Here is a 14,682-nt window from a genome sequence, read left to right as displayed (position 1 = left end):
TTTGTTAAGATAGGGGTAATCGAATAAAAAAGGGGTTTTTTTTGTGTCAAATTATCGTGCAATTACTTTTTTTGATCTTGATGGAACACTGTTAGATGCTCAATCAAAAATCACACCAGAAGTGGCCGAAGCAATGCAAGCACTACAGGCAAATAACGTCCTGCCAGTCATAGCAACTGGACGAACTGAAGCTGAAATCAAACATATTATGTCAGATGCTGGTATTTCCTCTGCAGTTACGATGAATGGTTCTTACATCAGCGTGGATGGTCAAGAAGTTCATTCTGAAATAATCGCAACTGAAGACTGTCAAAAGATGCTCGAACATGTCCAAATACAAGGGCACCAGCTCTCATTTTATAACCATCAACATATTTGGTGTACTGCACACACACAAACGATGATTGATGCCTATAACTTTATCCATTCAAATGTACCAGAAATCAATCCGCAAGCTTATTTGGATCATCCAATCAATATGTTACTTATCCTCTCTCAATCTGGGGATGAATATTATCATGAACAATTTCCTGATCTGACTTTTTATCGAAATGGTCCTTACTCGATTGACACGGTCAAAAAAGGAATCTCGAAAGGTGCAGGAGTGAAACGTTTAAAACAAGAATTAAACCTTGTTGATGTGCCTACATTTGGATTTGGTGATGGACCAAATGACTTTGCACTGTTAGAAGCATGCGACAACAAGATCGCGATGGGCAATGCTTACAATGATCTCAAAGAACTATCCACTTTTATTACAAAGAAAAACACTGAGGGCGGAATCGTTCATGCGCTCAAACATTTTGACTTGATTTGATTTTTAATCGAAATACGATGTATATTTCCGAGTAACTGAGAGATGATTTTTTACAGTATTAGCTATTGAGAATCATCTCTTGATACTTCGGACGATTTGCTTTTTCCGTAATCGTTTCTCGTTGAAAAAATTCAATTTTGTGCTATAATATAAATTGTATGAAAAATACACGTAACCCTTGTTTATAACGGGGACGTTACGGATTCGACAGGCACAGTTTGAGCTTGAATTGCGTTTCGTAGGTTACGTCTACGTTAAAACGTTACAGTTAAATATAACTGCTAAAAACGAAAACAACTCTTACGCTTTAGCTGCCTAAAAACAGTTAGCGTAGATCCTCTCGGCATCGCCCATGTGCTCGAGTAAGGGTCTCAAATTTAGTGGGATACGTGACAACTTTCCGTCTGTAAGTTGTTAAAGAGATCATCAGACTAGCGATACAGAATGCCTGTCACTCGGCAAGCTGTAAAGCGAAACCACAAATGAGTTGACTATGAACGTAGATTTTTAAGTGGCGATGTGTTTGGACGCGGGTTCGACTCCCGCCGTCTCCATTGTGAGATTTCGGTAGATTTCACTAAATGCTTAAACCCTTATTTTAAAAGGATTTAGGCATTTTTTATTTTCGGTAGTTTTCGTTAAATGAATGAAAATGGCATTCAAAATGGCATTCAAAAAGAACACTTTTTAATATATATGTTCCATCCATATTATCAATGATATTCCATCTTTACAAAAAGAACATTCGTTCGTATACTCTTTTTGAGGTGAACTTTTATGCTTATGGAAGGAAAAATACAATTATGGTTTAAATTCGATCCTTCGAATAGATTTATCAAAGATTTTTATAAAGTATGGGATTCAGAAGTTTTCTTTTTAGCAATTGAAGACAGTTTATTAATCAATCTCTACTATTCTAATAAGAACTACTTTAAAATCCCTGCTGCGAAAACCAGAATGAAGAAAGACGTATATTTTTTGTTTGATATCGTAACTGACGTGCCGGACGCACGTAGCGATCATCGGCGTTATGACTATATAAAGTATACTTTCGTTGATCCAGAAAGGTATAAAGATTAAAGTAGGCTACCTAAAAAGGTAGCCCGGAACGGATTTTATCACCATACTTATAAAAGGGATATTTTTTAAGTTAGTATTAAGATTGTGTAATATGATGACGTTATCATTTTAACATAATTAAATTTATTTTTTTTATTTTTTTATACTTATAAATTAAAATAAAGAAATAAAGTGCATATCAAATATGTTTGAAAAATAATTTCAATTATAGATTAACTTCCCTATATAACATGTCAAAAAACATAAGATATTAACCTATTGCAAAAAATAATAATATAAAATATCCTACAGGGATAATATTTAACAACAATCCACATACTGAGATAACTTTTTCAATAAGACTACTATTTTTACTTAATGACCAAATAGAAAGTATAAATCCTATTACTCCCATTAATAAAACAGGAATGAGACTAGAAAATAGCATACCAAACCAGGTTGTAAAAATTTCTATACTTACTAATATTCCTATTAATAAACTGAGAATATTGATAAATTTAAATCTTTTATCCATAAAAGTTCCTCCTTAATGGTAACTAAATTTTTATGTGCCCTGTAGAATTAAAACCTCCAATCAGATAGTTATAAGCCATCTGATCTGACCAGCTGAGCTAAAGGTACGGAAAACCATCACAACTACTGCAAACAAAAAGAATGGACATAGACTAGATAATAATGGGTTTCATTCTTTGTTGTGATGGCATATTTATTATTACACATTTAATAGCAAAAAACTAGATTCGTACTTATTCTTTGTAAAAGATATTATTTTATGCTATTATTTCCAAGTCATAAAAAGAAAAAAGCTTCAGATACTTATCTTTTTGGGAAAAGACTCTAGGGTGAGGGAGTATCTGAAGCTTTTTTCTATGTTTATTATCTCACATAGTTATTTTTTAGTCTATTATTTGCTTAATTTTTTATATTATAATAATTTTATTTGCTCCTTAATTAGTAACGAACTACTCTAAATTGCTAGCAATAATTACGGTATCTAGCTTAAAATAAAAAAACACCTCAAATGAGGTGTTTAAAGTTCAACATTATTTTACAATATTTACTGCTTGAGGGCCACGTTGACCTTCTTCAATATCATAAGTAACTGCTTGGCCTTCATCTAATGTTTTAAACCCATCGCCTTGAATAGCTGAGAAGTGTGCAAATACGTCATTTCCATCTTCACCAGTGATAAATCCAAAACCTTTATCTGAGTTAAACCATTTTACTGTACCGTTATTCATATATATTTCCTCCTAATACGTATATAATACGTGTTTTGTTGCAATTAATATTACTTGGTAAAAGGAGTTTTTATAGTGTGAATATATCGCTCAGATTACGTTTCAAATTAGATTACTTAATTACTATAACACGGATGCAATGGTAACACAAGGATAACTGCTTGATACACTTTTTAATACAAAATTTGGAGTAAATATTTAGAATGATTAATTAAAGGATGAAAAATTTGAAAATAAACGACTAACGCCACTAATTACAATATTACATCATTTACTTAAAACTTTAATAAATTTTACTTTTCTACTATATTGACTATTGCTTTTCCACAAATTAGTTCTTGTTCTAAAAATGATTTTATTTGCAATGCACATTCTTTTGAAAATGGTTCAGCCTCTTTCCATGATCCTAATAGTGGATAATTATTGATTACACTTTTGACATATTGTTTGTTTTTTACTCCTCGTGTTTGTACTTCTACATAATACATAGTGATACCTTCTTTATTAGTTTTTTATGTAAAGACTACTCTTATGAGCAGTCTCATAGATAATAAATCGCAGTAAAATACAGGAGATCTTTGTGAGGTTGATCGTAGTTACTACGAAATTTATTTTGTGCTACATAGTTTAACCTGAATAATGCGAATACAACATGTAATATCTTGTAGCACATTATAATTATAATCTATTAAATTAAGTTTTTTTATTTGTTTTTGTTATATCTAATATAAAAAATATTACCTAATAATAAAAAACATTATATTTAACCAAAAATGGCAGAATAGAAATACAATCTATTTTTTATAAAATAGATTAATCAAAAACAACTAAAAAGAGCTACTCTTTCAAGTAGCTCTGAGTAGATGTCATCAATCTTAAAAAGAAAAGAGATCATTCACTATTTGAGGACTGTTTATCCAGAGAAGTCAGCCGGCTACCTGAAACTTATGCGACAACTTTGCGAACATTTAAAAAGTTTCTGCCGCAGATCCAAAACGCCCTCCGCTACAGTTATTCAAACGGACCACTCGAATGTTTAAACAACCATATTAAAGTATTAAAAGCAATGCTTATGGGTTTCGAAATTTTTATCATTTCAAACGTCGGATCATGATTCGACACGGTAAAACTATTTTAACCAAATAAAAAGAACGGAAAGAAGTTTTTCTTCTTTCTGCTCAAATTATTCTAAGATTTCTCTTTACCAACATCATTTGACAAAGAGCCTGGGAAAACCGTGGGAAAAACAGATGAAAAAGGGTCTAGCTCAATGGCTAGACCCTTTGCTATTTCTTCGGTTCATCCTCATCCATTTTCAGAACAGCCATGAAGGCTTCTTTTCGCTAGGTTACAACTATACGCTTCCCTCATAATCTGAAATAAGCTCTAACTAACTGTTAATCAGTGTTCCAAAGGTAGCGATTATACTCTGCTATTTTCAAACTTGCCTAAAACATCTGTGAAAATCTCAATTTACGGTGGCAAACTGGTGGCAAAAAGTGCAAATATACTTGCGTAATATGTCGTATTATATTAATTTAATTTTTTCTAAGCTATTTAAAAGATTATTACAAGCATCTATCAATAAAGAAAAATCTCCAATAATCACTAACGTGGTAAATATTATTATTATAGAAGAAATCCAAAGAACGAGTATATTTTTTCGTTTTGTTACCATGATTGCTTTGCTTAACTCCATGTCATTGGCAAAAATGCGTTCAATGTCTTTTTCATTTAATATAGAACTATAATATTGTTTATTTTTTTCATATTGTTGGTTTAATTGATCTATTTGATTGTTTATTTCAAAATTGCTTATTATTAAGTAAATAATAGATATTATTAGCATAGCAACTGTTATAATCGTTATCTCAGGAGTAAATATATTTTCTATTTTCCCAGTAGATAATGTATTAAATAGTATAGTGGATATTATAAATGTAAAAAAACTGGTGAAGTTTTTTTTGAAATCATTAGAAAAAGCTGTTGCTTTATCTTGAATTTCTGTATCCAAATTTTGAATAAGTAAAATTACATTATTCAAAATTTGGATATATCTATCTACATTTTCTTTTAGATATATTTCATAATTAGATTTTATTGAAGGTAAGATGTTTTGAATGTTATTAAAAATAGAATTACCATCATAAAAAAGCGTTATGATATTTCTAGTAAGGCTGATTTTCTCATATGAATCTTTATTATAAAAAACCCAGCAATATATTTCATAAAAACTATTTACAATATCTTTATCAGTTACTAAAGTAGAAAAGTTAATCTCTTCAGCCACTGTTTTTTGACCATAAAATTTAATATTTAGAGTGTCATCTTCCAAGACAGAAATATTTGCCAATGAACTTAAAGATAATAGAAGGCATAATTTGTCAAAAAACTCAGTTAAACCTATATTTTCTTGGGACTCCTTAACAAAAAAATCACTAGGGGAAAAAAAAGGTAACGGAGAAATATTGGTATATTCTGTCAAATTGGCAATATATTTTTTTTCAATTGTTAAGTTTTCTTTTTTTAATTGTCCTAGCTTAGAACTAAAGATAAAATGATCAGTTCTAAGTTGTATATCATCATCAAAAAGATCAAACAGGTATATAGCTTCAGTATCATAAAAATATCTTTTTAATTTTCCAAGAATCTCATTTACACTAAGTTTTCGGGAACAATCATCATTATAAGTGAGAAAAAGTGAGAAAATTTCTAAATCATATATAGATATAGTTATAAACCCTTGATATTTTTTTTCCTTTTTAGAAATATAAATTTCACATAAAAAGCAATCTTCTTCGATTAGTTCTGCTCTACTCAAAAATTCATTGATATTTCCCTCTAAATTTTTACGAATTTCAGAAAATTCATTTTCAAATACTATATATTCTTTTTCATCGCCGGATTTATCTGAAAAAGTAATAGTAATACTATCCCTGGCTTGGTTAATTGATTGATATAAATTTTCTAAAATACATAATATTTCTTCAGAGTTTTTATCGTTAACAAGAAGAGGTTCAAACATCACTTCATTTAGATTTTCTTTTTTGACGGATAACTCTTCCTTAAACTTTTCCATACGAAGCAACCTTCCTATCATTTTATCACTTATTTACCAACGAAAACTTTCAAAGGTCTTCTCTTCAGTCGATTTTATTTTGATGAATTTTTCGCCATCAACTTCTTCTGCAGAGATGTTGTTTTTTATTTGATCTGAAGAGCCATTCAATGTGATGTCCACAAATTGATTAACAGTTTTTGTTTCTTGCCATTTTTTTTTATTTATTACTTTGGATTTAATACTAAACTCAGTATCTTTAAAGCGACGATAATAGCTACGAGCGAAATTCCCCTTCAACTTATCAATATCTAAATCTTCGGATTCTGGAGTATAATTATCAAAGAGGTTCTCAACTACATCTTGTAATCTAAAAGTTGGTTGAGTTTTATAAAAAGATAAAAGATTGTTTCTACATAAAGTATAATCAGCTGGATATTTTTTTTCTAAAGACGATTTTAAACTATTAGATAATACAGTAAATGATGTTTTCGTATTTTCTTCATCTGTTGTCATTGGTTCCAACTCAAGGAATAAATTGTACCAATAATCTGATATTTTCTTATTATTGTCAGAAACTATGACTTCCTCAATTTCACTTTGTTCATTAAATTTAAACACACAAGTTTTCAAGGATTTATTCTCAAAAATCAGACCTGCTCTTGAAACTAAATCATCCTCATCCAAGAAACGATTTGAATCAATTTTAGCAATAACAAAATACGTAAATTCACTATCACAAAATAAGGATTGTATTAGACTACCTTTTTTTATTTTTTTACCTAATTTACTAATTTTTTCTTGAGTTTTGGTTTCTATATCTAACAATCTTTTAGCTACTGTATCTCTTTCTTCATCAGGAAGTATTTTTTTTATGAAAGATGATCGAACAACTCTAACCACTTCTGTTCCATCCCTTCTGATAGAAAAATGCTTCTTATTAGGATTAAGTAATACTTCATCAGTTAAATCGGATATATATTTTTGTGCATCTTCAGCCTGAATCTTCTTGAAAGTTACACTAGCGCTTGTTAAATCAATATGATGCATTGTAGTAAAAAAAGTTTCCATATGTATATTCCTCTTTTCATATCTGCTAAACTAATTAAACCAAAAGAAAGCCCTAAAGACAATAGCTTTCGGGCTTCTTAGCAGATATAATCTTTGAGGATTATGGAATTACTTTAACATATAGGGAACGTAAGTTCAAGTTAAACGTTTATGACATTAAAACGATATTTGATGCAATTCGTAACATTAAATTTGTAATAAAAATGTTATATATAGTTTTTATGTACAGCCCCTCAACGAGGGGCTATTTTTATCGTTGCGGAATATTTAAATACCAACGTTTGTCATGGAAATCTTGCGCACCGCCTTTAGTGTTTCCCTCTGGATCATTCGTTGCCCGCATCATTACATAGACTTTCTTATTAGGAAAATTACGCATATTGAAAGATACATGATAACCAACATTTCCAGAAGTATTATAAGCTTGGTTTACATCTGGTCTATAAATTCCATCAGCTCTTACTCGAGCTAATTCTTTTCCAGTATTGTAATCCATAATGAAAATATACTCGTATTTATAGTTAGCAATATGCCATCCTGCTACATGCAAGTTTGCGTTTTCGATTTCTCCGAACTGATCAATGTGGGCGTAATTTGTTCCATCTGTCAGCGTAGGATTTGCAGCACCTGCTCTAGTTGGATCAATGACTGGTTTATCATCTGAAGTAGTTGGATTTTCATCGGTAAATCCATGAGCTAAATCATATGCTAATTTTTCTTTACTTACGCCCATTTCAGAAAGATAACCGTAAGGATCTGTATGATCGCCCCAGATATTTTGTGTTACCCATAAATGCGATTTGATTCCTGGTTGGTTATAAGGAGTGTCTAATGTTAATGGAATACCATATTTCATTGCTGAATCTCTTGCCAATTCAACGTATACTTTATAGTTCTTTTCAAAAGTTGCTTTATCATGTGTGTGTTGTAACTCAATCTGCACAGGACTATTGGCATTAGCATACGAACCAGCACCGTACTGTACATAACCAGGTTGACCGACTTGATAAACAATTCCGCCGTCTCCCACAATATAAGCAGTGTAAGCGCTAGTCCATGAACGTTGCATATACTGCGCTTCATTTCGTCCTGTTGCTGTTTCGTTAGCCGTCTCATGCAGTAAAATGTACTGATTATTTGCTACTTGTGAGCTACCTTCATTTACACCTAAATTAAATTCATTGTTAATAGTGTAGGCAAAAGCATTCGAAGGCAATAAAAAAAGAGCCGTTAACAGGCTCAATGATAAAATGATTTTCTTCTTCATTTGTTTCCTCCTATTTTTTCAAATTATAAGCAGACACACCAGTGATAACGCCTAAAAATGTTGCTACTGCATTGATAGTGAGTACTGTCATGTCTGTTCCATTCCATCCATATGCTTTCCCTAATGTGGCTACTAATACAGATAAGGCAGGCAATACCGTAAGTACTGTCCATTTAATAATTTGATAATATTTATCGGGTAAAATCATTACTTCTCGCCTCCTTTCATTTCCTGAATATCGTGTTCTGCTTCATTCATCCGTCCTTCTAATAGAAAAGTACGTTCAACAATATGGTTATGCTTTTCAACTTTTTTCTCCAATTGTTCAATTCGATAAATGGTCAGTTTGTTTGAAAAAACAATACCTGCAAACGTACCAATTAACGTTCCTGCAATACTTAAAGCAGAAATAATCGCATCAATACTCATAGTTCACCAACTTTCCAACAAAAAAAGCGCACTCTTTGGAGTGCACTTCTATACTAATTATTCTGTATTTTATTCGGATTGATTGTATCTGTCTCTACTATAGGTACCTTTAATGATTTTAACTTTTTAAACCTTTCAGCATCATTAACACCATAAATCTGGTACATAATTCCAGATTTATTTAATTTTTCAATTACTTGGTTTGTTGCTAAGTCATTTGATACTGACAGCAAAGCTTTATTGTATTGTTTAACTTGTTGTATATCATCATCAATGTTATTTTTTGAATCATATAACCATGAAACCGTACAATCAGGATGATTCTTTACTACCTTATCTCTAATTTTTTTATTTGTAAGGACAAAAAAAGAACGATCATATACATTGTATTTTTTTAATGTATTTACAATTGATCCAACAAATTTATCGTCATTCCAATCTCCCTTTGATCCATCCACATTAACAATTAATTTGTCTTTACTTATTTCTTTAATTGCTTCGTCAAAAGTTGGTATATTAACTTTTTTATCTTTATATTTTGGATAATTTGAAGTATCTATCGACAATTCTTTAAGCTGTTTGATTGTAAACCTTTCTGGTTGACCTTCTCCGTTTGTTGTCCTATCAAGAGTGTCATCGTGCATCAAGAAATTCACTCCATCTTTACTAGTTCTTACATCAACTTCTACTGCATTATAGCCAAGTGACTTTGCTTCTCTCATAGCTTCAACTGTATTCTCAGGAGCAACTATATGTGCACCTCTATGGGCTACTAGGTAAGTTTCTTTATGGTTCAATAAATTATTGGATGCAGAAACACATCCAGTCAAAACAAAGGAAAACGCAATTAATGTTCCTAATATTTTTTTCACTTTCAGAATCACCTCAAAAACAAGTATATCAAAATAAAAGGATACAAAAAAGACTACGGCAATAAAGTATCTGTTTCTACCATCCGAACTTTTTTTGAAGTAAGGTATTTCAGATCGATTATTCTATTCACATTATATATTTGATAATAAATATTTGTATTTCTCAATTTTTCAAAAACTACCTCTGTTGCTAACTCTAAAGGAATAGACAATAGCGCTCGTTGATATTTTTTTGCTTCAGAAATTGCAGAGTCAATCAAATTCTCATCTGTAAGCAACCAAGATAGTGTCGCATCCGGATAACTTTCATTAAATTTAATTCTTTGATTAACATCTGAAATAACAAAAAACGATTTTTTATAGACCCCATATTTTTTCAAAATATCAACTGCCCTTTTCGCAAATATAGCATTTGACCAATCAACTTTTGATCCATCTACATTTAATATAATATCCCCTGTAGAAATTATTTTTACAGATTCTTCAAACGTTGGTACACGTAATACTTTACTCTGATATTCCGGATAATCCGATGCATCAATTTCCAATTGTCGAATTTGCCCTGAAGACATATCAGCAATATATCCAGTCCCGTTTGTTGTTCTGTCAACTGTATCATCATGCATAATGAAGATTTCACCATCAGAACTAATCCTTGGATCCAATTCAATTGCTCTATAGCTTAAATCAATCGCTTTTTGATACGCTTCTACCGTATTTTCCGGAGCAACTGTGTGTGCTCCTCGATGGGCCGATAGTCGTAAATTTTCAACCATCAGCCAGTCGGGAAAGGGTCATCTGTATACCACCGCCCTGATACGTAGTGATTACCAGTTGAATTCGAACCTATTCTTAATAAATTTGTTCCTCGCCTTTCAACAAATGCACCTGCAACATATGCGGTTGGATTGGCAGCTTTTTGTATGTTTAATGGTACGTTCCAAGAAGTATCATCGAAATCTGAACTTAATCTAAAACCAACAGGAAGCTCTTGCACATTTACAATGTCAGTAGCTGCTTTAAAGTTAAACCTACCATAAAATTCTATGATGTTTCCTATACGTCTATACCGCCAGCTAGCTTCGGTAAGTTTATCCTTTGCCGTCAATGTAACGTCTTGAGTACCATAATTAGCAACTGCAACTTTTGTTCTGTCTTGATAGTAGGACTCCAGAGCTTTTGGTGTAATTAATTTATTTATGTTTGTACCAATTATCGCTTCTTCATCCGTGGCTATGCGTTTCGTTATGGTTTGACTAGTTCTTTGCGGTGTCATAAATTTATTTGAAACTTGTCCCTCTTCTGCATCATTTTGAGAAGCCGTTTCGTAATTATCTACTAATCCTAACCCAACATTTTCTTTTGTTAATTCAGTTTTTTCAGCAAATTTTTCACTTGATTCTTCTTTACTATAAGCTCCCACCTGGTTAGCAGTTACTGAATGAGGGTTTTCTTCATCATCAAGATGTTTTTGAAACTCAGTTTTATCTACTTTTAACGCCAAATCATCTTCATTAGCAAAACCCGATTTATTTAGTACTGTTAGTGGATTCAAAGATACCATCAACTGCACACCAATATAATCAGTATTGATATTAGAAGCTGTTACTCCATTTGAGCTATCTGCATACGATAAAACATGAATAAAACCATTTGAATCAATGAAATTATTATCGTTAATTTCTGTTGTGAAATCAGTAAAATCTGTTGCATCTCCTTGAATCTTCGTTGTATAAGAGTCAGCAGATTCAACAAAAACCCCGATTTTTATATTTTTATTGTTTGGAGAGCTCGCTTTTGCTCGTGTCGTAACTGAAAACGAAATAAAATTATCTTTGATATATTTTACTTTTTCACTAACACTCATCCCTTCGAAAATTCGTGGTGCTAATTGTTCAATTGCTTTTACTGTGTCAAATTTGCTTAATTGTTGAGGAATAACACTTCCTTGGCTTGAACCAACAGAAACACCCTGATCATCACGCCCGACCAACTTATTATAGTTTTCTTGAGTGATTTCAGCCCAAGTCGCTGACGGTGTCTTTAAGCTAGTAGCTGTATAATCTGTATAAACTGAATGAGGATTTGCTTCAATATTTCCAGCGACTTTTCCAGCTAAATCCATCATTTTAGGAACATTGACTGGCCCGCTAAATAACTGAATAGCATCTGCATTTGTTAACCGTGTACTAAAATCTGCTGTCAAACGATTCTGTAACGTATTTTGTTTAACCCCTTGTGTATCCGTTCGAGCTTGAACAATTTCGGGATTACTATCACCAGATTCGGCAACTAAATCATCAAAATCATTTCTAAGTGCATCGAATTCTTGCTTGTTTTGATTAGCTCGTCCAATCGCTTGATTGGAATTATCTACCGCTGTTTTCGAATCGGCAATGGCTTGATCCGCTTTTTTATTTGCTTCTAAACCGGCATTTTCCGCTATTGCTTTTGCTTCATTTCCAGCTGTCTCAGCAATTGTTTTAGCTTCTGTTGCAGCTGTAGAAGCGGTTTGTTTGGCTTCGTTACCAGCAGTTTCAGCTATACTCTTTGCTTCACTACCAGCATCTGTTGCAATTTTTTTTGCGTCTTGAATCCCTTTTGCTAAGTCAATTTCGAATTGGTCAACTTTAATAGATGAATTGTTTGCTAAATCAATTGCTTCATTTATCTTGATACGACCACGATTAAGTGTATCAGTCTCTTGAATATGTTCTACTGCCATTATCAATCACCTACCTTATCTTTATAAACAGATTCAATTGTCATTTTCTGTTCAATACGTTCTCCAAATAAAATAAAAGAACCGTCTAAATTATTAGACAGTTCATCATAAATTTCCTGAATAGTTTGATTCACTTCTGCAATGAATTCTTCACCATTAATTTTTTTTACTTTAACTAGCATTAAAATTGACCTCCTAATTGAGATTGGATAAAGACACGACATGTGACTTGTGCTTCAATACGAGCTAATTTGTTTGGCTTAATTTGTATCGTGTGGCTTCCGCGCTGTATTTGTCTGCTATTTGTTTTTTTCAAATAATCAACTAAATTCAATCTGCTTTGACTGGTTTCATGATGCGGGATTGTTTTCCCATCAACGACAATATCCACACTTGAAGGCGAATCACTTGCTTGGAAAATTCCCCATTCTAACGGATGCGTATGTTCCGGAAGCACCACATTATGTTTATGGCTCGGAATTTTCACTGTATGCGTATGGTTCGGTATATTTACGCTATGTGTATGATTGGGAATATTGACGCTATGGGCATGGCTTGGGATAGAAACGTTATGCGTATGTGCTGGCACATTAATTGTAAAATTATGCGAATGATTTGGAATACTTACATTATGCGTATGATTATCCGCAGCTTCTGCCGTATAAATTTTCCCTGGGGATCCTTGCATTTGCATAAGACTACTTCCATAAGCTTTATATCGTGTTGTTTGAATAGGGCCAGAACCATCGACCGACTCAAACATCATATGTCTGTGTGTACCATTTGCACTAGAGGTTTGTGTTGAGCCTCCTCCCACGCTAGTTGAAGAACCTTGATAAGAACCACCACCAGAGCCGGATGTTGTTACTCCGCCTCCGCCAGCTGTAGTCGATTGAACGGATCCACCACCGGCCGAGCTTGTTTGACGACTTCCACCACCTGCTGAACTGGTTTGTGTCGATTGGCCACCCGCTTCGCTGGTGATCGTTTTAGCGCCACCGCCTTTTACCGCTTTGGTATAACCTCGGTAACGTTTTGTTTTGAAAGTCAGTTCGACGGTATTCACATGGAAAACATCATCATCTAGATAGAACTCAATCTCAGCAGGATAAGCAGATTCGCAATTGTCCTGGTATGAATAATTCAAAATATTGGTGGCTCCTTGACTATACGTCTCATTAATCTGCTGTTTACGACTAAGATCGGACATCGTTGTACTGATATCATCTTTCAGATTTCCTAGTTCTAATTGAATGGACTGCGGTGCACCGAACACATCTGATTTGCTTTCTTTTTTTATTCTTAGGTTAAATGATCCATACTCATTTGTATTGATCATTACGACTGTACCTTGTCGCAATTTATCGATTTCTAAAGGTGTATCCGTCAATTTGATTAAATCAGCTGCAGATACCTTCCAAGACACTTTCGGAATGGACCACTTTTTCAACATGCTGATTGCATTGTCTTTCAGTGCTTGGGCAATGGTAAAACGTTGATCCACCCAAACGTACTCGATCAAGCCATATTTCTTTATCGAATCGGTATCTTCTACATATGGAATATTATTATTGACTGATTTAATATTCAGTTGATTCACGCCTTCGCCAGCACCAAGCGGGTATACTCGATTAACCAAATTATTCGGATCGGTCTCAATTTCAAATCCTTCCATGTTATAGCCTTCTTGAATCCGGCAAATCGGTTCTGTCGGTGGTCTTACAAGCGATAACTCAAATGGATAGACTTGTGTATTCCATGTCCACATATAATCTTCATCAAAAGCTTTCGGTATAGAAAACAACGCATCAGCTAACCCATTTTCGTTCTCCCAGGCATAGCTGAAATATCGAGTGAATTCACATTTTTTTAAAACCCAATGCTTTGTTTTCTGCTGATTCAATACATAGTTGATCACGTCGGTAGTTGTTCGGTTAACTAACTCATGGTAACCAAAAAGGACACTATCCAATAGCGTCCCTATTACATGTATTGCTGTGTATTTGATGGAATAATTACTTGGATCTTTTTGGATCGTTGATGGCATAATCCGATACAAGCCAATATATTCATTTTCGTTATCGGTTAACTCCACATACTGCAGCGCTTGGATCATTGAATT

At 33.0% G+C, this 14,682-nt stretch carries 15 protein-coding genes, 1 other RNA gene and 1 pseudogene; 4 read left to right on the top strand and 13 right to left on the bottom strand.

Annotated elements, in window-relative coordinates:
- Nucleotides 1-43 precede the first annotated feature (43 nt).
- The 3 genes from AB3I42_RS02855 (at nt 44) to AB3I42_RS02845 (ending at nt 1,897) form a co-directional block, all read left to right on the top strand.
- The gene (locus AB3I42_RS02855; protein WP_010737850.1) at nt 44-817 is read left to right on the top strand and encodes a Cof-type HAD-IIB family hydrolase; all 774 of its coding nucleotides are present in this window, start codon (nt 44-46) and stop codon (nt 815-817) included.
- A gap of 189 nt (nt 818-1,006) precedes the next feature.
- Nucleotides 1,007-1,374: a transfer-messenger RNA gene (gene ssrA, locus AB3I42_RS02850) on the top strand.
- Nucleotides 1,375-1,594: 220 nt separating this feature from the next.
- Nucleotides 1,595-1,897, top strand: a complete 303-nt coding sequence (locus tag AB3I42_RS02845) for a DUF5960 family protein (protein WP_081125522.1) — start codon at nt 1,595-1,597, stop codon at nt 1,895-1,897.
- Between the two features lie 250 nt (nt 1,898-2,147).
- Here AB3I42_RS02845 and AB3I42_RS02840 read toward each other — a convergent pair whose 3' ends face one another.
- The 3 genes from AB3I42_RS02840 to AB3I42_RS02830 all read right to left on the bottom strand — a co-directional run bounded on the left by AB3I42_RS02840 (nt 2,148) and on the right by AB3I42_RS02830 (nt 3,626).
- The gene (locus AB3I42_RS02840; protein ID WP_002337238.1) at nt 2,148-2,411 is read right to left on the bottom strand and encodes a hypothetical protein; all 264 of its coding nucleotides are present in this window, start codon (nt 2,409-2,411) and stop codon (nt 2,148-2,150) included.
- A 529-nt stretch (nt 2,412-2,940) separates the two neighbouring features.
- Nucleotides 2,941-3,138, bottom strand: coding sequence for a cold-shock protein (locus tag AB3I42_RS02835; protein ID WP_285760938.1), 198 nt, complete (start codon nt 3,136-3,138; stop codon nt 2,941-2,943).
- Between the two features lie 293 nt (nt 3,139-3,431).
- Nucleotides 3,432-3,626: a hypothetical protein gene (locus AB3I42_RS02830; RefSeq protein WP_053766822.1), complete on the bottom strand. Its 195-nt coding sequence runs from the start codon at nt 3,624-3,626 to the stop codon at nt 3,432-3,434.
- 392 nt (nt 3,627-4,018) lie between these two features.
- Between AB3I42_RS02830 and AB3I42_RS02825 the strand changes: the two are divergent.
- Nucleotides 4,019-4,284 (top strand): annotated as a pseudogene (locus AB3I42_RS02825) (transposase); the annotation flags it as partial.
- A 382-nt stretch (nt 4,285-4,666) separates the two neighbouring features.
- Here AB3I42_RS02825 and AB3I42_RS02820 read toward each other — a convergent pair.
- The 10 genes from AB3I42_RS02820 to AB3I42_RS02775 form a co-directional block, all read right to left on the bottom strand.
- The gene (locus AB3I42_RS02820; RefSeq protein WP_368022246.1) at nt 4,667-6,217 is read right to left on the bottom strand and encodes a hypothetical protein; all 1,551 of its coding nucleotides are present in this window, start codon (nt 6,215-6,217) and stop codon (nt 4,667-4,669) included.
- 33 nt (nt 6,218-6,250) lie between these two features.
- Nucleotides 6,251-7,267, bottom strand: a complete 1,017-nt coding sequence (locus AB3I42_RS02815; protein ID WP_368022245.1) for a hypothetical protein — start codon at nt 7,265-7,267, stop codon at nt 6,251-6,253.
- Nucleotides 7,268-7,517: 250 nt separating this feature from the next.
- A complete protein-coding gene (locus AB3I42_RS02810) occupies nt 7,518-8,534 on the bottom strand; it encodes an N-acetylmuramoyl-L-alanine amidase (protein WP_161440307.1) in 1,017 nt (338 codons plus the stop codon).
- 10 nt (nt 8,535-8,544) lie between these two features.
- Nucleotides 8,545-8,742: a phage holin gene (locus AB3I42_RS02805; protein WP_034698416.1), complete on the bottom strand. Its 198-nt coding sequence runs from the start codon at nt 8,740-8,742 to the stop codon at nt 8,545-8,547.
- Nucleotides 8,742-8,963 carry a hypothetical protein gene (locus AB3I42_RS02800; RefSeq protein WP_053766721.1) on the bottom strand — a complete coding sequence of 74 codons (222 nt, stop codon included), beginning with the start codon at nt 8,961-8,963 and terminating at the stop codon, nt 8,742-8,744. The genes AB3I42_RS02805 and AB3I42_RS02800 overlap by 1 nt, the downstream gene beginning before the upstream one ends.
- A gap of 53 nt (nt 8,964-9,016) precedes the next feature.
- Nucleotides 9,017-9,835 (bottom strand): glycerophosphodiester phosphodiesterase family protein, encoded by an 819-nt coding sequence (locus AB3I42_RS02795; RefSeq protein ID WP_181914388.1) that lies wholly within the window; start codon nt 9,833-9,835, stop codon nt 9,017-9,019.
- Between the two features lie 53 nt (nt 9,836-9,888).
- Entirely contained in the window at nt 9,889-10,611 is a 723-nt protein-coding gene (locus AB3I42_RS02790) for a glycerophosphodiester phosphodiesterase family protein (protein ID WP_058128549.1), read from the bottom strand.
- The gene (locus AB3I42_RS02785) at nt 10,611-12,560 is read right to left on the bottom strand and encodes a hypothetical protein (RefSeq protein ID WP_181914387.1); all 1,950 of its coding nucleotides are present in this window, start codon (nt 12,558-12,560) and stop codon (nt 10,611-10,613) included. The genes AB3I42_RS02790 and AB3I42_RS02785 overlap by 1 nt, the downstream gene beginning before the upstream one ends.
- A 2-nt stretch (nt 12,561-12,562) precedes the next feature.
- The gene (locus AB3I42_RS02780; protein ID WP_073460762.1) at nt 12,563-12,742 is read right to left on the bottom strand and encodes a phosphoribosyl-ATP diphosphatase; all 180 of its coding nucleotides are present in this window, start codon (nt 12,740-12,742) and stop codon (nt 12,563-12,565) included.
- On the bottom strand, nt 12,742-14,682 hold a 1,941-nt coding region (locus tag AB3I42_RS02775), incomplete at its 5' end, for a phage tail protein (RefSeq protein ID WP_368022244.1). The genes AB3I42_RS02775 and AB3I42_RS02780, both read right to left, overlap by 1 nt.

It is taken from the genome of Enterococcus sp. C53 (assembly GCF_040887425.1).
GTDB lineage: Bacteria > Bacillota > Bacilli > Lactobacillales > Enterococcaceae > Enterococcus_B > Enterococcus_B hirae.
The sequence above is the reverse complement of the archived record's forward strand: the minus strand, read 5'-3'. Positions and strand labels throughout refer to the sequence as shown.